Source organism: Alteromonas sp. ABH2_165 (assembly GCF_056159945.1).
The window spans coordinates 41,248-65,598 of sequence record NZ_JBSWWF010000010.1 but is presented as its reverse complement, the minus strand read 5'-3'; the positions used below and the strand labels follow the sequence as shown (position 1 = coordinate 65,598).

Here is a 24,351-nt window from a genome sequence, read left to right as displayed (position 1 = left end):
AGATACGTCTATAGTTTACAGAGTTAGCCTCGCTGGGGTCGGAAATGCAAACGAAAGTGCTGGTGATTGAAAGTAGCCAGAAGGGCCTTCAATTGGTGTCAAAGCTAGTGCGTAAGGCTGGCTTGATCCCTGTTGGAGTGAGCTCCCTTACCGAAGCCCAAGTGCGCTTTTCTCTGTCTACTCCAGAGGAATACCTCTGTGCGGTAGTCGCTTACAGCCTGCCCGATGCACCACATGGCGAGGCGATCGACTTTACCATTTCTGCGTTCATGCCCACCATTGTGGTGACAGACCAAGCCGATGCCGAAACCCGTAAAGCCATTCTCGGCCGTGAAATTGTTGATTATCTAGTAAAAGATAATCATCAAATTTACGACTATTTAAGCCGCCTGCTTGCCCGGTTGGATAAAAATAAATCGATTGGTGTATTGGTGGTCGATGACAAGCGTAAAAGTCGCACCGCCATGGTATCGCTGCTGCGACGTCACAACTTTCTCGTTTATTCTGCCAATGGGCAAGACGAGGCCATGGCGTACTTATCGGACAATCCGCATATTCAGCTGATGCTTGTCGATTACACCATAGATGGTAACGAAGGCATTCATTTTATCGCTGAGCTACGCCGGGCCTATTCAAAAGAAGAAATGGCGATTATTGGTATCGCGGAAGACCGAACAGGCCTACTGCCAGCTACGTTTTTAAAAAGCGGCGCCAATGACTTTTTACGTAGCCCCTTTTGCCATGAAGAGTTCTTGTGCCGGGTCATGCAGAACCTGGAATTGCTAGAGAATGTTGAAACCCTGCGTAGGGTAGCCAATTCTGATTACCTCACTGGCTTACCAAACCGCCGTCATTTCTTTTTTTCTATTGCCACGCAATATCGACAGTCGCCAGAAAATCAGGCATTAGCACTTATCGACCTAGACCACTTTAAATCGGTGAACGATACCTACGGCCACGATGCCGGCGATGCGGTGTTGAAAACCGTTGCTGAACTTATCGCATCACTCTTTAGTGATGTGCCAGTGGCACGTTTCGGCGGTGAAGAATTTTGTGTATTTCTGCCTTTCCAGTCGGCACAAGAAGCGCAAAAGCGTGTTGAAGATTTCCGTCTTCTGGTGTCAGAAACCCCCGTTCTTTACAAAGACAAGTTGCTTAGCATTACCAGCAGTATCGGATTGGTGTTTGCTCATGGGGAGAATATTGAAACCTTGCTTACAGAAGCCGACAAGCTGCTTTATAAGGCGAAGTCGAGCGGGCGAAATCAGGTTTGCGCCCGCTCTATCTGAAGTTTGCGCTGTTGCTGACGATACGCGCGCAATGAATCGGTACTGAACACCACCAGCGCCAACCAGACAAAGCCGAAGGTAATCAATCTGGACATCTCAAACGGCTCGTTGTACACGAATAAGGCCAGCACAAACATGATCGACGGCCCAATGTACTGAAAAAAGCCGAGAGTGGAATACATTATGCGACGGGCAGCTGCTGTAAAACACAGTAAGGGTGCCGTAGTCACTAAACCAGCAGCCACAATTAAGGCATTCAGAGACCATTCATTGGCAAATAAATCGCTTTGTTCACTGGCGAAACCCACCCAGTAAACCAATGCAAATGGCAACAGTAATGTGGTTTCTATAAACAACCCCGGCAAAGAATCCACCGCCACTTTCTTACGCAGTAAACCGTAAATACTGAAAGTGATAGCCAGCACCAACGCTATCCAGGGTAAATGACCAAAAGTGAAAATCAGGATCCCTACCCCAGTGAGTGCCAATCCTACCGCTACTTTTTGCATTGGCCGCAATACTTCTCCCAGGAACAAGCGCCCAAAGAACACGTTTATCAATGGATTGATGTAATAACCTAAACTGGCTTCCAACAAGTGATCGTTATTAATTGCCCAAATGAAAAGCAGCCAGTTCGCACCTAATAGCAAGCCGGCGCAGAACAGGACTTTCATGACGGTGGGGCTGCGTAGTGCAGCAGAGACTTTCGGCCATTGTTTCAGCGCAAAAATGAGCCCAAATAACAGTACTGCAGACCAGACTATCCGGTGCATCAGTATATCCATGGCCGGTAAGACCTGCAGCTGCTTAAAATACACAGGTGCAACGCCCCACATCGTGTAAGCGGCAATGGCGCAAATGACGCCGACTTTGGTGGCCTGGGAGGCGGAGGACTGACTCAATGGAATTCCACGGAAACAAAAAAGGACCTGCATTGTTGATGATATGTTTCATCAAACGCAAGTCCTTTGAGATAGCAGGCAGATTACAGCAGAAAAAGCGTTCCCAATCCGAGAAATGCGACAAAGCCGACGATGTCTGTCACGGTTGTGAGGATGACGGAGCCGCTAAGCGCGGGGTCGATTTTCAGCTTGTCCAGCAATACCGGCAGAAACACCCCGGCAAGGGCCGCTGATACAATGTTCACCAGAATAGCCAGGCAAATCACAATACCCAGGGCAGCGCTGGAGAACCATACCGACGCAACAATACCGATAATAATCGCCCAAATAACACCATTAAGGCCGCCGACTTTGAGCTCTTTCATCATTAGCGCCCGGAAGTTAGCTTTGGTTACTTGGCCCAGTGCTAGCCCCCGCACAATCAGTGTAAGCGTTTGGCTACCGGCGATACCGCCCATGCTAGCCACCACCGGCATCAGTACCGCCAGCGCAACGACTTGCTGCAACGTTCCCTCAAACATGCCAATAAACCAGGAAGCCAAAAATGCCGTTAGCAAGTTAATGCCTAGCCACAGGGCGCGGTTTCGGGCACTTTTTGCAACGGGCGAGAACAAATCCTCGTCTTCATCCATACCTGCAGACGCCATGACTTGACGTTCGTAATTCTCATTAACCAATTCACTGGCAGAGGTCACATCTAAGCGCCCCATAAGCTTATTGTTGTCGTCTACCACAGGCAGCGACGCGAAGCCCGAGCGTTGTAACTGCAGCGAGGCAACGGTGGTGTCATCGGTAACCTTCAGCACCGGCATATTCTCGATGGTGAGTTCTACCAGCGGAACGTGCTCAGGCGCCCCGAACACCTTAGTCAGCTTTACCGCAGCAGAGAACTGACCAGAGCGGTTAGTCAGGAAAATCGTGTCAGAGTGACTAGGCACATTCCGGCGAATCAGACGCAAGGCGTCTCGTACTTTAGCGTTGATGGGCAGCGCCAATTGCTCGTGGGAAATCCAGTGACCAATCTCGCTGTCAGTAAACTGCGTGGCTTCGCGAAAGAAGGCTTGTTGCTGTTCATCCAGGGCTTTGAAAGCCAGGTCCATGAGTCGCGACGGTAGCGAATCCATTAGCTCCAGCAGCGACTCCGCCTCGATGTCTGCAAACATCAGCGCCCATTCTGTATCCGGTGTCGCATCTATTAAAATTTCCCGGGGATCACTACGCATCTCAACCAGCACGTCGATTTTACGATCCCGCGGTAGCCCTTCCCAGGTAGAAATACGCAGCTCTACAGGTAATGATTCCAGCACCGTAGCGATAGAGACATCATCTTCGCTGGCAAGCGTTGTTAATACGGCGGCGGGATCTTCGTTCTGAGCGTCAGAAACCAACTCCTCAATGAGATCCGGTAACGGTTCGGCCATATTTCATTCCTCCAACATTCTGTGCTGCTGATGTTAGCTTTTTTTCACGGCAACACAACAACATAAAGTAAACTGTACCGCAAATGCCGTGAACACTTGCGAGAAAACACGTAAAATCACCGCCGATGACAACTTCTGACTCCCCAACCGCCGAAAATATAACGCCTGAACTGCCGTCGACGCCCCTAGAGGTACTGTCGAAAGTTTTCGGCTACGATAAATTCAGAGATGGCCAACAAGCTGTTATCGATGCCGTAGTGAACGGGCAGGATGCGTTGGTGCTGTTGCCCACAGGTGGCGGAAAATCTCTGTGTTATCAAATTCCGGCGCTTGTCAGGCAAGGGGTGGCAGTGGTGGTATCACCACTAATTTCACTCATGCAAGACCAAGTTGAACAACTGCGGGAAGTGGGTGTTAGCGCCGCTTACATTAACTCCACGCAAGACCAGGAACAACAGCAGTCCGTTCTTGCGCGTATCACCAGTGGCAACTTGCAGCTCTTATACGTATCGCCTGAAAAATTGCTCACTCCTTGGCTCATGTCTTTTCTGCAAGCCCAAACCGTTGCGCTGTTTGCCGTGGATGAAGCCCACTGTGTTTCCCACTGGGGTCACGATTTCCGCCAGGATTATCGCGCGCTGGGCTTACTAAAACAGCGCTTCCCAAATATTCCAGTTATCGGCCTCACCGCCACCGCAGATGCCGCCACCCAGGCGGACATTCTGGTGCAATTAAATCTCAACGAGCCCTTCGTTTATAAAGGTAGTTTCGATCGACCGAATATTCGCTATCGGGTAATGGCAAAATACAAAGCCTTTGATCAAGTACGTGACTATGTTAAACAACAAGACGGCAGTGGCATTATTTATTGTAATAGCCGTGCCAAGGTAGACGATTTACACGCCCGCTTACACAGAGAGGGCATCAGCTGTGCAGCCTATCACGCCGGAATGGACGCCGATGAGCGAGAGTATGTGCAGCGCCGCTTCCTCAACGATCAGGTCGATGTCGTTATTGCCACGGTCGCGTTCGGCATGGGTATCAATAAATCTAACGTACGCTTTGTTGTGCATCACGACGTACCCCGCAGTATTGAAAACTACTACCAGGAAACGGGGCGCGCTGGTCGTGATGGCCTCGAGTCTGAAGCGATGCTGCTTTACGATGAAAAGGATGCCGCGCGGGTTCGGCAGTGGATTGAACAAGGCGAAGCCACTGACAGGTTAAACGTAGAGTTACAGAAATTTGCCTCTATGGAAGCGTTCGCTGAAGCGCAAACCTGCCGCCGTCAGGTATTACTTAACTATTTCTCTCAATACAGTGATACCGCCTGCGGTAACTGCGATATTTGCATCGACCCACCCAAACTCATAGATGGCCTGGTGATTGGGCAAAAAATTCTGTCGTGTATTTTACGTCTAGAACAACAGGCTGGCTCGCAATACCTTATTGATGTGCTTCGTGGCAAAGCATTGAAGCGCATCATGGAAGCCGGTCATCAAAATTTAAGTACCTATGGGATCGGAAAGGAAAAGCCCGACGGTTACTGGCATAGTATGATTAACCAGCTTATTCACAAAGGACTGGTGAGAGTCGACCTTACCGCCGGAGCCATGTTAAGACTGAATGAAAATGCCCGTCAGGTATTGAAAGGCGAAGTGGCACTGGAGCTTGCTGTGCCGCGTTTGAGCTTTAAACCTGATACACGGGTGAGCAAAACACCAGCAATTTACGATAAGGCCCTCTTCAAACGCTTGAAACACCTTCGAAAAGCGCTGGCAGAAGAACACAGCGTGCCGCCTTACGTTATCTTCAGTGATGCGACACTGGCCGACATGGCTGCAAAAACACCGACAACTGTGAACGATTTCCTGGATGTTAGCGGAGTGGGTAAAACAAAGCTTGAGCGTTATGGCGAGGCTTTCCTGCAGTTAATAAAAGATTACCTCGACAGCACCCTAAATGATTAAAGCGCCGAAAAGCGGCAGCAGTGATCAGGCATAGTCGTACTTACCACCTTTCTCCAATGCACGTTGGTAGGCCGGGCGTTGATGCACCTTTTCTACATAAGCTTTAATGGCCGGGTAATCAGCTGCCTTCCCTGTAGCCACCATGGCTTCCAAAGGGAAAATCATTTGCACATCGGCCCCTGTGGGTTCGCTACCGGCAAACCAGGCATGGTTCTGCAAATGGCTTTCGGTGTACTTCAAACTCTGCTTCAGGTTAGGCCGATAGTAGGCGTTGGCAATTTCGCCTAAGAGTTTGCGAACCATAGGGCGAATAAGCCCCGGCACTTTCTCTTCTGCTTTCGAAAACACCATTAATGCTACCTTCGCAGGCATTAATGACCCTTCTGAAAAGTGCATCCAAAATTCATACTGTTGCAAACTTTGCTCGTTCGACGGCTTTGCAAAGCTGTCTTTCCCGTAGTGCCGGACAATGAATTCGATAATGGCGCCAGATTCAGCGAGCGTCGTGGTATCGGTGGTTAACACAGGTGAACGACCCAGCGGATGTACGGCTTTCATTTCAGCAGGGGCAAGGCCGGTTTTCGCATCACGCTGATATTTTTCCAGGTGATACTCCACACCCAGTTCTTCCAACAGCCACAAAATGCGCTGCGAACGCGAGTTATTTAAATGGTGAATCGTTAACACGTGCAAACTCCCTGCAAAGTAAGAATTGGTAGTAATCGTTACGCAATGTCTACTCAGGCAGTTTAGCGTTGTGAATATTAAATTTCATTAACAACACGAATGTGAATACAGAGGGGCGAAATGAAAGTTATCAATCACCTGAGAACACTGGCACACTGACGCCGGATTTCTTACACTGCCCACCTGATTGTCAATCTGGTGGTCATTATGCCGCTTACTCATCGCTATGCAGAAAATCTGTCGGCCCTGGCATCCCCCGTTACGCCGCAGGTGTTGTCTGGTCAGCGTCTTCAATTAGTAAACCATGCACTTGCGACTTCCCTTGGACTGCCAGAATCCTGGTGGCAGCAAAATCACATTACCGAGCAATTGTCCTGCCCAGCTTCAGTGCTGAGCGCTGGCGCCGTTGCACAGAAATACGGAGGCCATCAGTTTGGACAATGGAACCCGTATCTCGGTGATGGACGAGGGTTACTGTTGGGTGAAGCTACAGACAAGAACGGACATTCTTTTGACCTTCACCTCAAGGGGGCAGGCCAGACGCCTTATTCACGGGGTGCTGATGGACGCGCCGTATTACGTTCTACAATTCGTGAATACCTTGGCAGCGAAGCCCTGCATTCGCTTGGCATTGCCTCATCCCGAAGTTTATGTCTGTTCAGTAGCGATGAAACTGTGTTTCGTGAACAGCCCGAACCCGGCGCAATGATGATTCGAACTAGCCCCAGTCATATTCGCTTTGGACACTTCGAGTTTTATTATCATAGCGGTGAAAAAGAGAAACTGGACGCATTGTTTCAGTACACATTAGCCAACCATTTCCCTGAATGCTTAGACGCAGAAAATCCGCACTTGGCGCTACTTAACACTATTGTGCTTCGTACCGCTCGACTCATCGCCCTTTGGCAAAATCACGGCTTTGTCCATGGCGTCATGAACACCGATAATATGTCAATTCACGGCATTACCTTCGATTATGGTCCTTATGCGTTTATGGAATCATTCAAGAGCAATGCGGTGTTTAATCATTCTGACCATCAGGGCCGCTATGCCTTCGACCAACAGCCAAGCATTGGCTTATGGAACCTGAATGTATTGGCGCACTGTTTCAGTGATTATTGTTCAGTTGATGGCATTCGCGCTGCACTAATGAAATACGAGACAACGTTTATTAGCCAATTCCAGCATGTAATGGCTGCACGCATGGGCCTTCCTGCAGATGCACCGGAAACGCAGAATATAGTGAACCAGTGGCTCGAACTCATTGAAAAAGAGCGTGCTGATTATACGTCGTCATTTAGAAAGTTAGCACTTACCAACCATACAGATAACCCGTCTACCTTGCGCGACAACTTTATCGACCGGCAGCAGTTCGATAGTTGGTGGCATCAGTACCAACAATATCGAGATCATTCAGTATCCCAAAACACGCTGCTCAATTTGAACCCTGTGGTTGTGCCGCGCACCCATTTGCTACAACAAGCCATTGAGCACGCAGAGGCTGGCGATTTTAGCGAGTGCGAAGCGTTGTTTCAGGCCGTAACGTCGCCTTTCGACACATGCTGGGATAACCATAAATACGCCAAACCCTCAGAAGCCAATCAAGGAGGCATGTTGTCGTGCAGCAGTTAGACGTGAACCAAATCCGGCAGTCCGCACGTCGAATAGATGACACCATTGTGCTGGACTTTCCACTACCCCAAACACCCGGACGAACCAATCTGTTTATTTCACAGTTGGTTAGTGCCTTGGGTGCTGAAGCTCAGGAGCCCGAATGGGGCGCCGACTGCGTGCAGGTTGTTATCATCGCAGAGGACGTAAGAATGCTGCTGTGCATAGAATGGTTGTGCGATTCAATTTGGCTGGAATCGGCTGGGGGCATTAACAATACCGCAGATTTTCTCTGGCAGTGGCTACACGCTAAATAGCCAATTTGGCATTAATCGTCTTTATCGAACGAACAAGGCGACATAATTCATGATGAATTGCTATAATATCACACTCAAAATCTTGTAAAATGCCCGCCCGACCCCACATTAGCGTGGATTATCAAGCAGGCATAGAAGTGCAATGACCAGTAAGCAACCAAAATACGAATATATCAGCTCCGCCAAGCTTCCTACCAGAATGGGCGATTTCCGCATCCATGGCTTTGTGGAACTCAGTGGCCAGGAACACGTGGCGCTTTCCTATGGTACGTGGAACGAGGGCGATGTGGTGCCGATACGTATTCATTCTGAGTGCCTTACCGGCGATGCGCTTTTCAGCACCCGTTGCGATTGCGGTTATCAGCTTGAAAAAGCCATGCAGAATGTGGTTGACCACGGATTTGGCGTTATTTTGTATTTGCGTCAGGAAGGCCGAGGCATTGGGTTACTCAACAAAATCCGCGCTTATAATTTGCAAGACAGCGGCATGGACACCGTAGAAGCTAATGAACACCTTGGTTTCGATGCTGATCTACGCAGCTATGATATTTGTAAGCTGATGCTGGAAACGCTGAAAGTAAGCAAGGTTGAGTTAATGACCAACAACCCCCGAAAGCTGAAAGCGCTAGACGACCTTGGAATCGAAATTGTGTCCAGAACGCCCATCGACCACGGCATGACCAAAGACAATAAAAACTATCTGAAAACCAAAACCGAAAAACTTGGTCACGTTTTCGACCCTCACCTGTTCGACTAGTTTCACAGAAGCTGAACGCAGCATTTGATGTTGGTTCAGCTTAGGTTAATTTCCCGCCGGTTATAACGTTTCCTATCTTCACACTATTCTGCACCCTACGCAGAATTCAGGAGTTTTTATGAAACGGTTAACCCTTGCAGTGATTTTATCGCTCTCCACGGGGGCGATGGTATCTTTGCCTGCCATGGCCAAACAAGACAGTTATGCCACGCAGTCCCAGGCTGACAGCTATACGGATGCTGAATTGGACAGTCTGTTGGCGCCTATCGCCCTGTATCCCGACACCATACTGACCCATATTCTGATTGCATCGACTTATCCCCTCGAAGTGATTGCCGCTGATCGTTGGCGTCAGCAGCATAGCCACCTGGATGGGGAAGACGTGGAGCGGGAAATCGAAAACTTCGACTGGGACCCAAGCGTCAAAGCCATTGTGCCGTTTACTGATATTCTGCGGACCCTCAGCGGAGATTTAGATTGGTTACAGGCATTGGGCGATAACGTACTGATTAGCCAGGGCCGGGTGCTGGCGCGGGTTCAAGTTTTACGCCAGCATGCGCTGAATGCAGGTACCCTGGGTGATAACGAATATCAGCGCATTGAGCGAGATAGAGAGACTATTGTTATCGCGCCTGTGCGCAAAGAAATTGTGTATGTGCCTTACTATGACACGCGAGTGGTATATGGCAACTGGTGGCACCCGGTTGCGCCTGTTTACTGGCATCAGCCTAGTCACTACCGCTTCACTGCTGGCTTTTACTGGAGCCCGAGCATACGTCTTTCCACCCATTTTTATTTCGGTGGTATCAGCTGGCACGACCGCCACGTTGTTGTCACCCATCGCCCAGTGAAACGATTCTATTATGGCAACGACATCAAGCGCAGTTACAGCCGAGATTATCAGCCATGGCAACATAACGCGAATCACCGCCGGGTACGCTACTCAGACAATGTTGTTCGCACGCCGGGCACACGTTATGTGAATCAAACTCACACTGTGAAACGCCGGGTGGACTATTCTCCGGTGTCTAATCACCATACGGCAGCATCCCGAGGAGGCCTGTCGTCTAAACCGCAACGTGAAACCCATATTGAGAAGAAATCTTACGTTCGTACGTCAAGTGATAAAAATGACAACCGCAATATTAATCGGGAACGTCGCGTTACCACGCCGACACAAAGCCAGCGTGAATATGCCCGGACCGCCGAACAAAAGCGAGAAGCCTATAAGCCCCGGCTGGATGTGGTGAAAAATAGCTATCAGACTAAACCGACCGTGCAGCGAGAACGTCCGTCAGCGCAGAATCAAAATGTGCGCAGCTATCCGCAACGTTCACATGTGCAACGGCGTGATACGGTGAAGCGGGAAAAAGAAAGCCGTATGCGTGACTGATGTTGAATAAAAAAGCAACGCAGGACGCGTTGCTTTATATTTTCATACTTCTAATACGACACAAAAGTAACGTTTGGCTAGTGCCCTTTGCCAAAGCGAGTTACAAATACATCGACAAAACGATTAGGGGATGTCGGGTCAATATTGAAGTAAAGCGAAGGCTCTATCAGCTCTAACTCCATGATTGCCCAATGCCCATCAACCCGAATCAAATCGACCCTGGCGTAAAGATAATCCGTAGGCATTGCACCTAATGCCGCCTCACAAACGGTAAGCATATCTGCAGTGGGTGTGTACGCAGAAAGTCGCCCACCGTGCTCTTCCTGTACCCGGAAATCACCGGCTTTAGGTTGTTTGAGTAACGTGTGGCTATACTCGCCGCCAAAATAGAAAAGTGAATACTCACCCTCAGTAATCACGCTGTTCAGAAAAGGCTGCACCATCAACAGCCGATCTTTAAACAACGCACTCAGCTTCCCGTGAAACTCACCGGCCTGCGATTGAGGAACCCTGAACGTGTCATCGGAATTGGCACTTAGCGCTGGCTTGATCACTACTTCATCACACCCCAAAGCCGCAAATTGTGCTTCAAACCAGGTTGCTGAATACGTATCAGCCCACACTGTCGGCACAATGGGAACATCGTTCTCAGCCAGCTCTCTGAGATACGTTTTCTCAATATTCCATTTCATCAATGAAAGCGGATTATGCAGCGTTGCTGACGATGCATCGATGGCTTCGAGGCAAGCAATAAAAGCCTCGGGCGCCTGCTGATAGTCCCATGGACTGCGCACAATCACATGGTCAAAATCATTCCAGTTCACCGTGGTACTGCGCCAGGAGACCGTTTCTACTTCATAGCCTGAGGCATTGAAATCCGGGATCAGCATGTCGTCATACACAAAGAATGCTTCCGCGTCTTCAACATCCATAGACAAAAAACAAATTCTCGACATGCTGATACCTAAAACACGATAACCAGTTGACCCGCCTCTACGCGTATATCACTGGGTAGCTGATTTCCTAAAATCGAAAGATTCAGATCTTTAAAGTTCACTAACAGAATAATCGGTGCCGACTGCCCTTTCAGCTGTTCAGCCCAACGTACAATGTCCTTGTCATTTTGCAGCGTACTGTTCAGCACCTTAAAATCATTCAGCATTGGCCGTTCTATCTGCAATTCGCCGTTAGTACCATCATAACGAAGCAGGCCACTTAGCGTCGCCTTGGCCTCCATTTGCTGACCGTCCCGGGAACCGTGAATATTCACGTCTACAGCCACCTTATTGTTTGCCGAAAGTGTTAAATATGGATTGCTGAAAACAACCTTCATCCCTTCATAATACTGGGTCTGCGGGAAAGTCATGCCCACAACCTGGTTTAGATCTTTCTGAGACAACCTGAACGTAAAAGCGTGAGCTTGCGCAGTCAGCAACAACGTAAACAGCGGTAACAGAATAAAAAATCGAGTGAATTTTCGCATAGTAGCCCTATAGGTGTGGCCTGAATGGGCGTACTGTATCATAGTCTCAGTAACAGGCACGGAATTCCCGAAGCCAATCAACTTGACCAGTCATGCAAGGAGCCTGAACACGATGTCCGATAACGCCTTTCTCTCTGCCTATGTCATAAATCAGACCGGTAAGGCCCGTTCACTTACGCAACAGGAATTGAATTACCATTGCGAGGCAGGGGAATATATCTGGATTCATATGCAAAGTGATGCCGAAGACTCAGAGCAACTGCTGCAATCACTCTCAATTGCATGCAGCGTGTCTGACGCATTGTGCGCGCAAGTCACTCGCCCGCGGGCAATGCAGATGGACGATGGCGTATTGGTGTTTCTTCGCGGAATAAACAAAAACCCGGAAGCCGATCCGGAAGACATGGTTTCGCTGAGGATTTGGTGCACCAATAACCTTATCATCACAGCCAGACGTAAAGGCCGTCGATTGATGTCAGTATTGGCGTTACAGGACGATGTCACCTCTGGCGCTCCGCCAGAATCACCAAAAGCACTTCTACTCGATTTAGTGTTGCGCCTTGCCGATGTCATTCACGAAACACTGGAAGAAATTAACGATGCGCTACTCGATTTCGAAGAAGATTATCAATTAGATAAGGCCGACCGAAAGGTACTCTCTAATCTCCGCAGGCAGTCCGCCGCAATCCGTCGCTTTCTCGCCCCCCAACGGGATGCCCTCGACGCTTTACTACGTTTCAACAGTTTTTTAAATGAAGGCCAGGTATTCTTTTTAGGAGAACAGTCTGACCGCATTACCCGCTATGTCGAAGATTTAGATCTCGCGCGGGAGCGGGCGGTTCTGTTGCAAGACGAGCTTCGTAACCGCATTGCCGATCAACAAGGTATGCGCATGTACGTGCTCTCTATGGTAACGGCGATTTTCCTGCCGCTATCGTTTTTAACCGGATTATTTGGCATGAATGTGGGAGGATTACCAGGTACCGACTCTCCCCAAGCCTTTGCCATTTTAATAGCAGGCATGCTTTTTCTAACTATTATCATGCTTGTCGCTATGCTCTGGAAAAAGTGGCTATGATGCTTTTGTGACATTTGTGACATAGAGCACTTTTTAGACAAAAGTGTCATACCGTTAAATTAATTTCATATCTATACTTCTCTAAATTAAGGGTTGAGTTCAGAAAAACGAAAGTTGACCTATACTCAATGTAGCCTTGTCACCTAGAGGGTTCAGTATGCAATTTCCTTGGATTCAGGACGGTCAAAAATTATTCCGTCTTGTTTTACCCGTACAGCTTGTCCTGGCAATCGCAATTGGTTTTTATACTGGTGAGCTACTTCCGGCTTTTATCATTGGCGTACCTACCGTTGCATTGCCGCTCTTTCTTAGTTTTACTCAACCCGATTCCGCGTTGAGTCGTATTTGTATCGGCATCGCCGTACAGTTAATGACTGCACTGCACATTAATCAGGCCTATGGGCTGATTGAATGGCACTTCGAAATATTCGCAATACTGGCCATGTTGGTGGTATTTCGCGATTGGATTGTTATTGGCGTTTCTACTGCCGTGGTGGCCGTCCATCACGTTGGCTTCTTTATTCTTCAATCCCAGGGCGTTGGAGTGACCATCTTTGAAGATGGCCATCTGAGCTTTCCAATTCTTGTCATGCATGCCTTGTTCGCTGTGTCAGAATGCGTAGCGTTGATGTTTGTAGCTAAGCGCTCTTATGATGAGGGTATGAATGCATTTGCCTTAAGCCATACCGTTGATAAAGTGCTGGCACAGCAGGGGCGCATCGACCTCACCGTTGACGTGGCGCAGAGCGAAGGCACCAAACAATTTGCAGACTTATTATCGCAAATGAAAACCCTTGCCGTTGATGCCAATAGGCTGACTAACGAAGTTGCTTCCGCCAGCCAGCAAATTCAGGGGGCCACTTCTGAGCTAAGTAACACCAGTGCGCAGGCTGCGAACGAAATAAGTAGCGTATCTTCTGCATCAGAAGAAATCGCAGCGTCAATGCAGCTTACTTCCCAAAGAACCCAACTTGCTAACGATAAGACAAGTCAGGCATCGTCACTCACCAGCGAGTCTAAAGCAGCTATCGATGCAACGGCGGGTTCAATTGCCTCTTTGAAAAGCATGTTAACCAAAGCGGCGCAAACCAACGCTGAACTTAATGAACGTTGTGCAAATATTTCCGACGCAATGCGTTCTATCACTGCCGTGGCAGAGCAGACTAATCTACTTGCACTGAATGCGGCTATTGAATCTGCCCGTGCAGGTGAGCACGGCAGAGGTTTTGCGGTGGTGGCAGATGAGGTACGTACGTTAGCAATTCGCTCAAAAGAAAGCGCCGACGAGATTACCGCGATTACTGAGAAACTGGTAGTAAGTACAGCAAGCTCTGTAGAGCAAATGCAAAGCTGTATTACACTGGTGGATAATGCCGTAGATAACTCATCTTCTGCCAGCGCAGCGATGACCGAGATTGAATCTCAGATCACCGCAGCGTCTGACAATATGGCTGAAATTGCTAGCTCCGCAGTCGAGCAGGAAGCTGCATCACAGTCTATTGCGGCGAGCACGGCAAAAATGCACGAACTCTCCCAAGACGAAGCGTCAACTGCCGCCCGTCTTGAGCAGCAAGTGGTGCAATTAACCAATCTTTGCAAAGACATGCAGCAAGCTGTGATGAAGTTCACTGTATGATGAAAAAGAAAGCCGGATGGCTAGTGGTTGCCGTCTGGCTTTGCTCTGTTACGACAGGACTCTGGATTTACGGCGGCAATCAAACATCTGAGTTCGATCCACAGCTATCATTGACTGCTGCATCTTCTGAGCGCGACTTTGACACCCGTTTTGCAGCCTACTTAAACGAAGCCGGCATTCGTCCGGGTACCTTAGTCCATTTACAAACCGATAGCCCTTGTTTCTGCAATTCGCTGAGCCGCCAACATCAGTATGATTTATCGGAATTGCTAAAAGAACAAGGCTACTCAATGAGCATAGTGAATTTGTCAGATCATCCATCGCTGGCCAACATCGTGCCATCCTTCCCTGCCCTTGCGGTGCTCGACGCAGAAAATCAGCTTCGCTATCTCGGTGCTTACGCCACAGGACTTGGGTGTTATACCGGTGATGATTTGGTGGCTACTATTGCCAATTGGGTAAAACAAGATAACTATCAGGGCGCAATGATTAACGCCGATGGTGAAGGCTGTTACTGCCCCACGTCGGATGCGTGAGGCGGCGTTCTGGCTGAGCGGGGAGACGCATATTCAATCGCAAACACGGCGTGAGCCCACTCAGGCGTTTTCTCTGGCGCAAGGGAGTCAGCCAGAGATATACGGCTCATGCCCCGCCGCGTTCCAGGGTGTCGCCTTGCAGGCCTTTTATGTGAGCAACGACAGAACGGGCCAGCGCGCTTTGGTTGTAGCCGCCTTCCAACGTACTGACTATGCGACCATGACACACCTCATCTGCTACTTTTCGTAGTTCTGCTGAAATCCACTTGTAGTCATCTTCCCGTAATCGCAGGTGGGCCATGGGATCTTCAGCGTGGGCGTCGAAGCCAGCAGAAATCAGGATCAACTCTGGTTTGTAATTTCGTAGTGCATCAAACCAGTAATTTACCTTTTCGCGAAAAACCTCGCCGGTACAACCCGCGTCCAGTGGCACGCCCTGAATATTACTGGCTGATACTGGCGAACCGCTGTGGGGATAAAACGGATGTTGAAACGACGAGAACATCATGATGCGTTCGTCACCCGCAATGATGTTTTCCGTCCCGTTGCCGTGGTGCACATCGAAATCCACAATCGCCACCCGGTTTAACCCGTGATGGTGCAAGGCATAGCGTGCTGCTACAACAACGTTGTTAAAGAAACAAAATCCTTGTGCTGACGCATACTCGGCATGGTGACCCGGCGGACGCACTGCACAGAATGCCTGTCGGTCGTCCCCCGCCATAACCCAATCTACCGCGTCGACGCCCGCCCCCGCAGAGTACAACGCTGCACTCAAGGTAATTGGGGTCATACCGGTGTCGTCTTCTACCCACACCACGCCGGTTTTCGGGGCGCGTTCAAATACACTGTCTACATAGTACGGATCGTGAGCTAAGGCCAAGTATTCCCGTTTACAAGGTTTCACATCGGCATGTTCACAGGTCATTTCTAATCCCGATGACAATAACTGATCATCGATAGCGTACAGGCGGTCTGGCGATTCCGGATGGTCATGCCCTACATCATGATGAATGCAGTCTTTGCCGCGAAATATCCTTACTGTCACGCTTCCTCCTCTAGCTTTAATTCAAGCTCCACATCACTTGGGTCGCTGGAAAACAAGCGCTTGAATCCGGCGTTTTCAAATATCGCAATCATGGCTTTGTTTTCGGCTCGCACATAGGCCAGCATCCTGCGCATTTTGCGGGCGCGGGCTATATCGATAAGACGTGACAGCAGTAGCTTCGCCATGCCTTTACCCTGCTGATTTTCCCGTGTGACAAAGGCCGCCTCACAGGAGTTATCTGCCTGATTAAAATAAAAACGCCCTACCGCATGAATCATGATCCGCGAACCTTCCTGACGAACGATACACAGCGCCGCATCGGTGCGCTGATCAACACTCACCAAATTACACGACTTCTCCCGAGACATTTGCTTCGGATCGTAGTTGTAACGCAAGCGCAGGGTTTCTTTCGTATGAGAATAGAAAAACTCTTGTAACCGACGTTCATCGGCCGGGTTGAGCGGTCGCAAATAATAGGTATCTCCCTGTATCACCAGCTTTTGCAACTGAATTGCGCCTAGCTCTGCGATATCGGTGGGGTACTTTTCCTGATAATGAGGCACCCAATAGTTTTTGCGTACTTCTTCCAGCAACTGGCCGCGAAATTTTGGATGGGCAACACGAATAAGTTCCAGTGCTCGCTCGCGAATGCTCTTACCTCGCAGCGCCGCCACACCGTATTCTGTTACAACGTATTGCACATTTCCGCGGCTGGTCACTACGCCCGCCCCTTCGGAGATACAAGGCTTGATACGAGATACCGTTTCGCCCTTGGCAGTAGAGGGTAAAGCAATAATCGCTTTCCCGCCTTTGCTCATCGACGCGCCACTTACAAAATCCACCTGACCGCCAATACCACTGTAAAAGTCATGCCCCAATGAATCCGCCACCACCTGGCCGGTTAAATCGACTTCCAACGCACTGTTAATCGCGACCATGGTATCGTTCTTGGCGATGTTCGTTGGCTTGTTCACGTAACTGCTAGGATAAAACTCAATGTGGGGGTTTTTATCAATATAGTCATACAGACGACGGGTACCAATCGCAAAACTGGTGACAAGCTTACCCGGGTGGAAGGTTTTCTTACGGTTGGTGATCGCGCCAGATTCGATAACTTCAATAATGCTGTCGGTGAGCATTTCACTGTGAATACCCAAATCTTTATGATGCAGCAAATACTTTAGCGTCGCACTGGGGATTTTACCAATACCGAACTGCAAGGTTGAGCCATCTTCCACCAGCATGGCCACATACTGGCCAATCCGCTCTGTAATGCTGTCGATGGGGGGCGGCGCCACTTCTACCAATTCCTGATCGCTTTGGATACAAGCGGTAATTTCACTGATATGAATATAAGAATGCCCGGAGGTACGTGGCACCATGTCATTAATCTGCGCGATCACCACATCGGCGTTACGCACTGCCGACATACAGATATCTACCGACGCGCCCAGCGAACAATAACCATATTCATCTGGCGGACTGACATTCACCAGCGCGGCATCTAGCGGCAAGGTGCCGTCACTGAACAGGCCCGACATTTCAGACAGGAAACAAGGGGTATAGTCTGCCCGGCCTTCATCTACCGCCCGGCGAACTTCTTCGCCGCCGATGAAAAAGGTGTTCACTTTAAACAGCTGCCGGTGCTTTTCACTGGCCCAGCGGGTATCGCCCAGTGCCAGCATATGGACCATTTCAATATCGCTGAAACCTGTGCTGTGATCGATCAGGTCTTGGATGAGTGCATAAGGCACCGACGCGTTGCCACCGACGAATACACGGCAACCTGATTTAATTAACTGATTCCAGACTGGTTTAGGAGGTAAAGCCACAGCCATTTTGCGTTCCTCGCATCATAACGTTGTACAGCCAATAGCGGCATCTTGCCACATTCTGCCCTAAAGGTGTTGATCGCAATTAACATTTAACAGAAATAGCCGAACAGAAAAAAATCACCCCGCGAAATGCGGGGTGATACGATAAAATATGATTTTGCGTTTCTAGCCAGAGCTAGCTTTCCTCGTGAGGTTGACGCTTGGCACCGAAGTACTTCACCACCATCACATAGAACATAGGCACAAAGAAGATTGCCAGGAAGGTGGCGGCAAACATACCACCCATTACTGCAATACCAATGGCGTTCTGACTTTCTGCACCCGCACCGCTGGAAATTGCCAGTGGCGTCACACCCAGAATGAAGGCCATTGAGGTCATCAAAATGGGGCGGAAACGCTGTGATGCGGCTAGCGAAACAGCTTTAATCAAATCCATGCCTTCGTCGTACTGCTCTTTCGCAAACTCAACAATAAGAATGGCGTTCTTCGCAGCCAGACCCACCGTGGTCAGGAAAGCAACCTGCAGGTATACGTCGTTGGGTAAGCCGAAGATGAAAGCGGCGACCACAGAACCGAGAATACCCAGAGGTACCACCATCAGTACCGCAAACGGTACCGACCAGCTCTCATACAATGCTGCAAGACACAGGAATACGACCAGAATAGACATCGCGTACAGCATAGGTGCCTGAGAACCAGCTTCCTGCTCTTCATATGACAAACCAGACCATTCCAGTGCGAAGCCTGGCGGCAACTGCTTCACCAGTTTCTGCGCTTCAGCCATAGCTTCACCAGAAGAGATTCCGGGAGACGGGCTACCCTGAATATTTACCGATGAAACACCGTTGAAACGTTCCAGTTTAGGCGAACCATAGTTCCACTCGACTGACGAGAACGCACTGAACGCGACCATGTCACCGTCGCCGTTGCGCACGAACCATTTTTCCAGATCTTCTGGGTCCATACGGTATGGCGCATCCGCTTGCATATAAACACGCTTGATTCGGCCGTTATCGATAAAGTCATTTACGTAAGCTGAACCCCAGGCAATGCTGAGTGTATTGTTGATATCACTTAACGAGACACCTAACGCCGACGCTTTTTCACTATCGATATTAATCTTAAACTCAGGTACATCGCTCAAACCGTTCGGGCGAACACCAGTCAGCTTGGGATTCTGTGCGGCCATGCCCAGGAACTGGTTACGGGCATTCATTAATGCTTCGTGACCATTCGCACCACGATCGACTAACTGGAAGTCGAAACCGGTCGCGTTACCCAGTTCACGAATGGGCGGTGGCAGAATGGGGAATGCACTGGCATCCTGAATTTGCGATAAAGCCCCAAATGCTTCATTGATAATAGCGAAAGCACTTTGTGATTCATCGCGCTTCTCCCAATCGACTAAGTGCGCAAACGCCATACCGGAGTTCTGAGCGGCACCGGTGAAACTAAAGCCTACGATGGTAAACATGTCTTTAACCATGTCACCTTTCTGGTCGAGGAAGAAGTCTTCAACGGTCTTCATCGATTCCAGTGTACGGCCAGCCGTTGAACCCGGAGGCGCATTCACCAATACCATTACCCGGCCCTGATCTTCATCTGGCAGGAATGAACCTGGTAGTTGGGTGAAAATGAATCCCATACCACCCACCAGCACAACGTAAATCAGCAGGAAACGTTTGATTTTTCCAGCCATGCCAGTAGCAGCACGTTCGTAACCGTCGCGGCCTTTGTTGAAATTGCGGTTAAACCAACCGAAGAAGCCGGTCTCTTTCTTGTTCAGTACATCCTTTTTGCGCAGCAGCGACATACACAGTACTGGCGACAAGATAATCGCAACCAGTACAGAGAAGCCCATTGCCGCAACAATAGTAATAGAGAACTGACGATAAATAGAACCTGCAGAGCCGCTCATGAATGCCATTGGTATAAATACCGTGGAAAGTACTACCGCAATACCCACCAGTGCGCTGGTGATCTGGCCCATAGATTTCTTGGTCGCTTCTTTGGCGTCCAAGCCTTCTTCTTCCATGATCCGTTCAACGTTCTCTACCACAACGATAGCATCATCAACCAACAGACCAATGGCCAGAACCATGGCAAACATAGTGAGCACGTTAATGGTAAAACCAAACGCGTACAGCACCGCGAAGGTACCCATCAGTACGACAGGCACTGCAATGGTAGGAACCAGCGTCGCTCGCCAGTTTTGCAGGAACAGCAGCATCACGAAGAATACCAGTACGATGGCTTCAATCAGTGTTTTTACCACTGACTCAATGGAAAGTTTAATGAATGGCGAGCTGTCTACCGGATAAACCACTTCCACGCCTTCAGGCAGATCTGGCGCCATCTCGGCCACTTTCGCTTTTACGGCTTCTATGGTATCCAGTGCGTTTGCGCCGGTCGCCAACGATACCGCCATACCCGAGGCAGGCTGACGGTTATATCGGGCAATGTAGCTGTAGTTTTCAGAACCCAGTTCAACCCGGGCAACGTCTTTAACACGTACCTGGGAACCGTCGGTGTTCACACGCAATACGATGTTTTCGAAATCCTCGACGGTACGCAAGATAGACTGCGCAGTAATGGTGGCGTTAATTTGCTGACCTTCTACTGCTGGCATACCGCCTAACTGGCCCGCAGAGATATCGGTATTCTGGGTCTGAACCGCGCTTTGTACGTCTACAGGGGTCATGTTGTAGCTATACAGTTTTTCAGGGTCCAGCCAAATCCGCATAGAGCGCTGCGCACCAAATACACGAACGTTACCCACACCATTTACCCGCGAAATCGGGTCCTGGAAGTCAGACACTAACAAGTCGCTAAGATCAAACTGGGAGAGATTACCGTCTTTAGAATAGAAGCCAACTACCACAGCAAACGCGTCGTTAGATTTATTCACGACAACACCTTGCTGCTGCACCGGATTCGGTAACAACGACATGGCGCTTTGCACCTTATTTTGCGTTTGAACCTGCGCCGTGTCTGGGTCTGTACCCGGCTCAAAGGTTAGCGTAATAGTCATCCGCGTGTTTTCACTGCTGGCAGTGAAGTAACGAAGGTTATCGATACCCGTCAGATTTTGTTCAATGATCTGGGTTACCGTGTTTTCAATGGTTTCAGCGGATGCCCCCGGATATTGCGCCGTAATACTTACCGTAGGCGGCGCTACCTTAGGATACTGTTCAATGGGGAGCCCTTGTATAGACAGGAGACCAGCCATCATTGTGATGATGGCTAATACCCAGGCAAATACAGGACGATCAATAAAAAAACGTGCCATAAAAAATGTGTTCCTGCCTTAATTAATCGCGATTACTGATTGTTCTGTGACTGCCAGGGTTTTGCATTTACCTGCATGTCGGGCTGCACTTTCTGGTATCCGGTTACGATGACTTTCTCACCGCTATTGAGACCAGACTTCACGATGTATTGATCTTTGTAGGTATCACCCACAACAATCGTTTTGGGCACAACTTTGCTTTCGCCATTTACCGTCATAATACCAATCGAACCATCTGGCTGACGGGTAGTAGCACGCTGAGGAACCAGTAATTCATTAGAATTACCCAGCATTACCGTGGCCTTAACAAATAAGCCAGGCATTAACAGAGAATCGGGGTTAGGGAATTCAGCACGAAGGGCTACCGCACCGGTAGTTTCATCTACCGTCACCTCAGAAAACTTGAGTTTGCCGTCGTGTTCGTAAGATTCGCCAGTGATTTCATCAAGGATAAGTTTTACCGGAAGCGAGCCGTTTTGCTGCATGGCTCTGCGTAGTGTAAGTACGCCCTTACCGCTTTGTTGCATATCGACAAACACCGGATCTAACTGGGTAATCGTTGCCAGTTGTTGGGTTTGGCTAGCGGTAACCAGTGAACCAACGGTGACATAACTGCGGCTTATCTGACCACTAATCGGCGCATAAACCTTCGTAAAATCAAGATCAACCTGAGCCAGATCTACCGCTGCCTGGGCTACGCTAATCTGCGCCTCGGCTTGTTGAGCTTGTGCCAGCGCATCATCATATTCCTGCTGACTTACTGCGTTACGGGTCAATAGATCTTTGTAACGATTAGAGCGCGCTTCTAACGTTTTCAGGTTGGCTTCTGCACTTTTGAGATCAGCTTTGGCGCTGGCTAATTGAGCGGCATAGCGGGCGTCATCAATTTGATAAAGCTGCTGACCTTTTTCTACCAGTGCCCCTTCTTCAAACAGACGCTCGGTAAGTACACCTTCAACCTGCGGACGTACTTGCGATTGCTGCATAGGGCTAACACGACCAGGAAGCGTGACCAGATGTTCAACAGGCTGATTTTGCACAGTGACTACTGAAACTGTGGGTGCCGGTTGCTGACCTGCACCTGCCTGTGCAGCCTGTTGTTCACCCTGATCCGAACAGCCACCGACAATAGCCAGAGCGATAGCCGTGACGGTAGATAACAAAAGTTTTTTCATAACAGTGAGTCTTCCTGATTCAGCCTGAAAGGCTGGACAATTGTGCAATAAAAGTTTACTTTCTTAAAGATACGTTCTTGTATGTATGTTGTCAATCTCGCGGAGAATCCTATGCGCAGAACAAAAGAAGATGCCGAACTCACTAAACAGGCCATTTTAAAAGCGGCCGTGGACGTCTTTTCAGAGCGTGGCGTTGCCAAAGCATCCCTTGAAGAAATTGCGCGCAGAGCAGAAGTAACAAGGGGTGCCGTTTATTGGCACTTCAAAAACAAAATGGAGATCTTCGACGCGCTTCACGACAGTCTACATACTCCATTCATTGAACGAATCATGGAAGGTTTGGAAGCTGAACACCCGAATCCTGTCGGCCAATTACAGGAGCTTTGTACCAATATTTTTTTAGAACTCGACAGAGATATTCAGCAACGTAAAGCACTTACGCTTTTCTTGTTAAAATGTGATTACAGTGGCGAGCTGAAATGCCGCCAGGAAGAACAAGTCAAAGCGAAAGCGATAAAAATGCAAGCCTTCGCAGGTTATTACAAACGCGCTATTAAATTGGGTCACATTGCCGATGATATTAGCGCTGAAGATTACACGATTGCGATGAGCTGTTTCATGCGCGGTGTATTACACGAATACTTAGAAGCGCCGGAAGAATTCGACATGCAAAGGCGTGCCCCCATTATTATGAAGATTTACTTTGGTGGATTGCGCACGCCTTCGCATTCATAGGTCAGAGCAACCTATTCAATACGACGTTCAGCACTGGCTGATGAGCATTTCATAAGCCCATACCAATTGACGGGAATGGGTGTTGTCTCCACCTTTGTCGGGGTGATGAAGGTGCTGCAGACGACGATAGTGCTTTTTCACTAGTGTTCTGTCGAGAACGGTTTCCTCGCTTATTTCCAATAATGCTCTGGCTTTTGCCATTTCGCCCGAAGTAACAACCGGGGTAGCAGCCCTCCCCATTTTCACCCAGAAACCCGCAATCAGTTCGTCGACATCCTCACGCTGGGTGGCATCCAGATTATTCCAGTCGAGATAGTAGACTCTAAGTGGATCAGGAAGCGTGAGACGGTTTGAAAGATCCTGTGCGGGCAGCAACACAATATTGGTAGCCAGAATGTCCAACCAGCCTTTCCCTTCCTTGGCCCATTGCACCTGAAGGGTATACAGCAAATTGAACAGCACGAAATGACATTGAAACAACAACAGGTTGTCTCGCAGTGCTTGCTCGTCTAACAGTTCAAACGGGGGGTTTTGCAACCTTGATATCAATGTGTATTCGCTGATGCCATTGCGAAAATCCGCCTCCATAGACTCAAGCGCCTGGTACAGCGCCCGCAAAGCAGGGGCGTTATGAGAGCGGTTGGTACTCATTGTTAGCTGCCGGTTGCCGGCGGTGGCTCCGGTAATCGCCATAACCAGATAAGGACTGTCAGCATAACAATGTCAGTTCCAACCATCACCCAGGTTGGCGTACTGCTGAACGCCATAATGACAGCAGATATCGACATCCCGATAGCTGCGGCATATTTCGCCCGTCGCGGCATGCAACGCCCATTACGCCAGTGATGAATTATCGGCCCGGTGACTTTATGGTTATCCAGCCAATGTGCCAAAGATGGCGAACTTCTGGCAGCCAACCAGGCTGCAATGAGCACAAAAACGGTGGTTGGCATGCCCGGCACCACCACGCCAATAAAGCCTAGAGTAAGGCTGATCCCTGCTCCCAGCATTAACAACCAGCGATAAGGTGCTGTAATCATACTGCTTTTAGGTTTTTGGGACGGGGTCATGGAAGCTGGTAGCCGATAATACGATAACAATGAGTCTGCTATTCACTTTACTCCATAATTCGCCTTAATTCATTTCCTGTTCGCCATAACTGTTCGCTGGCATCGCCAGAATCCTTTGC

At 49.2% G+C, this 24,351-nt stretch carries 22 protein-coding genes; 10 read left to right on the top strand and 12 right to left on the bottom strand.

The annotated features are described in order from the left end of the window. Window positions 1-44 precede the first annotated feature (44 nt). Entirely contained in the window at window positions 45-1,289 is a 1,245-nt protein-coding gene (locus ACXAFQ_RS18370; protein ID WP_474824852.1) for a diguanylate cyclase, read from the top strand. On the opposite strand, the gene rarD is transcribed toward ACXAFQ_RS18370, so the two are convergent. Both rarD and ACXAFQ_RS18360 read right to left on the bottom strand, forming a co-directional pair. Next, window positions 1,265-2,224, bottom strand: coding sequence for an EamA family transporter RarD (gene rarD, locus ACXAFQ_RS18365; protein WP_474824851.1), 960 nt, complete (start codon window positions 2,222-2,224; stop codon window positions 1,265-1,267). The two genes, ACXAFQ_RS18370 and rarD, sit on opposite strands and share 25 nt — an antisense overlap. 50 nt (window positions 2,225-2,274) lie before the next feature. Then, window positions 2,275-3,612: a magnesium transporter gene (locus ACXAFQ_RS18360; RefSeq protein ID WP_070125848.1), complete on the bottom strand. Its 1,338-nt coding sequence runs from the start codon at window positions 3,610-3,612 to the stop codon at window positions 2,275-2,277. 125 nt (window positions 3,613-3,737) lie between these two features. On the opposite strand from ACXAFQ_RS18360, the gene recQ reads away from it, so the two are divergent. Next, the gene (recQ, locus tag ACXAFQ_RS18355; RefSeq protein WP_474824850.1) at window positions 3,738-5,582 is read left to right on the top strand and encodes a DNA helicase RecQ; all 1,845 of its coding nucleotides are present in this window, start codon (window positions 3,738-3,740) and stop codon (window positions 5,580-5,582) included. 24 nt (window positions 5,583-5,606) lie between these two features. Here recQ and ACXAFQ_RS18350 read toward each other — a convergent pair whose 3' ends face one another. Further along, window positions 5,607-6,269: a glutathione S-transferase family protein gene (locus ACXAFQ_RS18350; protein WP_474824849.1), complete on the bottom strand. Its 663-nt coding sequence runs from the start codon at window positions 6,267-6,269 to the stop codon at window positions 5,607-5,609. Between the two features lie 207 nt (window positions 6,270-6,476). Between ACXAFQ_RS18350 and ACXAFQ_RS18345 the strand changes: the two genes are divergently transcribed. From ACXAFQ_RS18345 to ACXAFQ_RS18330, 4 genes are all read left to right on the top strand, one after another. Beyond that, window positions 6,477-7,901, top strand: coding sequence for a protein adenylyltransferase SelO (locus tag ACXAFQ_RS18345; RefSeq protein WP_474824848.1), 1,425 nt, complete (start codon window positions 6,477-6,479; stop codon window positions 7,899-7,901). After that, window positions 7,889-8,197 carry a DUF3630 family protein gene (locus ACXAFQ_RS18340; protein ID WP_474824847.1) on the top strand — a complete coding sequence of 103 codons (309 nt, stop codon included), beginning with the start codon at window positions 7,889-7,891 and terminating at the stop codon, window positions 8,195-8,197. Before ACXAFQ_RS18345 ends, ACXAFQ_RS18340 begins: the two co-directional genes overlap by 13 nt. A gap of 142 nt (window positions 8,198-8,339) precedes the next feature. Further along, window positions 8,340-8,954: a GTP cyclohydrolase II gene (gene ribA, locus ACXAFQ_RS18335; RefSeq protein WP_474824846.1), complete on the top strand. Its 615-nt coding sequence runs from the start codon at window positions 8,340-8,342 to the stop codon at window positions 8,952-8,954. Window positions 8,955-9,072: 118 nt separating this feature from the next. After that, window positions 9,073-10,347 carry a DUF3300 domain-containing protein gene (locus ACXAFQ_RS18330; RefSeq protein ID WP_474824845.1) on the top strand — a complete coding sequence of 425 codons (1,275 nt, stop codon included), beginning with the start codon at window positions 9,073-9,075 and terminating at the stop codon, window positions 10,345-10,347. Between the two features lie 77 nt (window positions 10,348-10,424). Here the strand turns inward: ACXAFQ_RS18330 and ACXAFQ_RS18325 are convergent, their stop codons facing one another. Then, a complete protein-coding gene (locus ACXAFQ_RS18325) occupies window positions 10,425-11,303 on the bottom strand; it encodes an ATP-grasp domain-containing protein (protein WP_474824844.1) in 879 nt (292 codons plus the stop codon). A gap of 8 nt (window positions 11,304-11,311) precedes the next feature. Further along, entirely contained in the window at window positions 11,312-11,830 is a 519-nt protein-coding gene (locus tag ACXAFQ_RS18320; RefSeq protein ID WP_474824843.1) for a hypothetical protein, read from the bottom strand. A gap of 112 nt (window positions 11,831-11,942) precedes the next feature. Between ACXAFQ_RS18320 and ACXAFQ_RS18315 the strand changes: the two genes are divergently transcribed. The 3 genes from ACXAFQ_RS18315 to ACXAFQ_RS18305 all read left to right on the top strand — a co-directional run bounded on the left by ACXAFQ_RS18315 (window position 11,943) and on the right by ACXAFQ_RS18305 (window position 15,080). Beyond that, window positions 11,943-12,908, top strand: a complete 966-nt coding sequence (locus ACXAFQ_RS18315) for a zinc transporter ZntB (RefSeq protein WP_474824842.1) — start codon at window positions 11,943-11,945, stop codon at window positions 12,906-12,908. A gap of 157 nt (window positions 12,909-13,065) precedes the next feature. Next, a complete protein-coding gene (locus tag ACXAFQ_RS18310) occupies window positions 13,066-14,544 on the top strand; it encodes a methyl-accepting chemotaxis protein (protein WP_474824841.1) in 1,479 nt (492 codons plus the stop codon). Then, window positions 14,541-15,080, top strand: a complete 540-nt coding sequence (locus tag ACXAFQ_RS18305) for a DUF6436 domain-containing protein (RefSeq protein WP_474824840.1) — start codon at window positions 14,541-14,543, stop codon at window positions 15,078-15,080. The genes ACXAFQ_RS18310 and ACXAFQ_RS18305 overlap by 4 nt, the downstream gene beginning before the upstream one ends. Here the strand turns inward: ACXAFQ_RS18305 and ACXAFQ_RS18300 are convergent. From ACXAFQ_RS18300 to ACXAFQ_RS18280, 5 genes are all read right to left on the bottom strand, one after another. Next, window positions 15,056-15,190, bottom strand: a complete 135-nt coding sequence (locus ACXAFQ_RS18300; protein WP_474824839.1) for a hypothetical protein — start codon at window positions 15,188-15,190, stop codon at window positions 15,056-15,058. The genes ACXAFQ_RS18305 and ACXAFQ_RS18300 overlap by 25 nt on opposite strands. Continuing rightward, window positions 15,187-16,128, bottom strand: coding sequence for a histone deacetylase family protein (locus ACXAFQ_RS18295; protein ID WP_474824838.1), 942 nt, complete (start codon window positions 16,126-16,128; stop codon window positions 15,187-15,189). Before ACXAFQ_RS18295 ends, ACXAFQ_RS18300 begins: the two co-directional genes overlap by 4 nt. Next, window positions 16,125-17,966, bottom strand: coding sequence for a GNAT family N-acetyltransferase (locus tag ACXAFQ_RS18290; RefSeq protein WP_474824837.1), 1,842 nt, complete (start codon window positions 17,964-17,966; stop codon window positions 16,125-16,127). The genes ACXAFQ_RS18295 and ACXAFQ_RS18290 overlap by 4 nt, the downstream gene beginning before the upstream one ends. Window positions 17,967-18,138: 172 nt before the next feature. Next, complete coding sequence (locus tag ACXAFQ_RS18285) at window positions 18,139-21,252, bottom strand: efflux RND transporter permease subunit (protein WP_474824836.1); 3,114 nt, start codon at window positions 21,250-21,252, stop codon at window positions 18,139-18,141. A 32-nt stretch (window positions 21,253-21,284) separates the two neighbouring features. Next, window positions 21,285-22,427, bottom strand: coding sequence for an efflux RND transporter periplasmic adaptor subunit (locus ACXAFQ_RS18280; protein WP_474824835.1), 1,143 nt, complete (start codon window positions 22,425-22,427; stop codon window positions 21,285-21,287). A gap of 111 nt (window positions 22,428-22,538) precedes the next feature. Here ACXAFQ_RS18280 and ACXAFQ_RS18275 point away from each other — a divergent pair, with 111 nt between their 5' ends. Beyond that, window positions 22,539-23,162, top strand: a complete 624-nt coding sequence (locus ACXAFQ_RS18275; protein WP_474824834.1) for a TetR family transcriptional regulator — start codon at window positions 22,539-22,541, stop codon at window positions 23,160-23,162. A gap of 27 nt (window positions 23,163-23,189) precedes the next feature. Here the strand turns inward: ACXAFQ_RS18275 and ACXAFQ_RS18270 are convergent, their stop codons facing one another. Further along, window positions 23,190-23,813, bottom strand: coding sequence for a DNA-J related domain-containing protein (locus tag ACXAFQ_RS18270; RefSeq protein ID WP_474824833.1), 624 nt, complete (start codon window positions 23,811-23,813; stop codon window positions 23,190-23,192). Window positions 23,814-23,815: 2 nt separating this feature from the next. After that, entirely contained in the window at window positions 23,816-24,202 is a 387-nt protein-coding gene (locus ACXAFQ_RS18265) for a YbaN family protein (RefSeq protein ID WP_139139010.1), read from the bottom strand. Window positions 24,203-24,351: the final 149 nt, after the last annotated feature.

Coding starts and splice junctions, on each gene's coding strand:
- recQ (WP_474824850.1), top strand. CDS start 3,738: ATGACAACTTCTGACTCCCCAACCGCCGAAAATATAACGCCTGAACTG.
- ACXAFQ_RS18320 (WP_474824843.1), bottom strand. CDS start 11,830: ATGCGAAAATTCACTCGATTTTTTATTCTGTTACCGCTGTTTACGTTG.
- ACXAFQ_RS18290 (WP_474824837.1), bottom strand. CDS start 17,966: ATGGCTGTGGCTTTACCTCCTAAACCAGTCTGGAATCAGTTAATTAAA.
- ACXAFQ_RS18265 (WP_139139010.1), bottom strand. CDS start 24,202: ATGATTACAGCACCTTATCGCTGGTTGTTAATGCTGGGAGCAGGGATC.
- ACXAFQ_RS18330 (WP_474824845.1), top strand. CDS start 9,073: ATGAAACGGTTAACCCTTGCAGTGATTTTATCGCTCTCCACGGGGGCG.
- ACXAFQ_RS18345 (WP_474824848.1), top strand. CDS start 6,477: ATGCCGCTTACTCATCGCTATGCAGAAAATCTGTCGGCCCTGGCATCC.
- ACXAFQ_RS18310 (WP_474824841.1), top strand. CDS start 13,066: ATGCAATTTCCTTGGATTCAGGACGGTCAAAAATTATTCCGTCTTGTT.
- ACXAFQ_RS18315 (WP_474824842.1), top strand. CDS start 11,943: ATGTCCGATAACGCCTTTCTCTCTGCCTATGTCATAAATCAGACCGGT.
- ACXAFQ_RS18285 (WP_474824836.1), bottom strand. CDS start 21,252: ATGGCACGTTTTTTTATTGATCGTCCTGTATTTGCCTGGGTATTAGCC.
- ACXAFQ_RS18300 (WP_474824839.1), bottom strand. CDS start 15,190: ATGAGCCGTATATCTCTGGCTGACTCCCTTGCGCCAGAGAAAACGCCT.
- ribA (WP_474824846.1), top strand. CDS start 8,340: ATGACCAGTAAGCAACCAAAATACGAATATATCAGCTCCGCCAAGCTT.
- ACXAFQ_RS18360 (WP_070125848.1), bottom strand. CDS start 3,612: ATGGCCGAACCGTTACCGGATCTCATTGAGGAGTTGGTTTCTGACGCT.
- ACXAFQ_RS18275 (WP_474824834.1), top strand. CDS start 22,539: ATGCGCAGAACAAAAGAAGATGCCGAACTCACTAAACAGGCCATTTTA.
- ACXAFQ_RS18370 (WP_474824852.1), top strand. CDS start 45: ATGCAAACGAAAGTGCTGGTGATTGAAAGTAGCCAGAAGGGCCTTCAA.
- ACXAFQ_RS18270 (WP_474824833.1), bottom strand. CDS start 23,813: ATGAGTACCAACCGCTCTCATAACGCCCCTGCTTTGCGGGCGCTGTAC.
- rarD (WP_474824851.1), bottom strand. CDS start 2,224: ATGCAGGTCCTTTTTTGTTTCCGTGGAATTCCATTGAGTCAGTCCTCC.
- ACXAFQ_RS18280 (WP_474824835.1), bottom strand. CDS start 22,427: ATGAAAAAACTTTTGTTATCTACCGTCACGGCTATCGCTCTGGCTATT.
- ACXAFQ_RS18305 (WP_474824840.1), top strand. CDS start 14,541: ATGATGAAAAAGAAAGCCGGATGGCTAGTGGTTGCCGTCTGGCTTTGC.
- ACXAFQ_RS18325 (WP_474824844.1), bottom strand. CDS start 11,303: ATGTCGAGAATTTGTTTTTTGTCTATGGATGTTGAAGACGCGGAAGCA.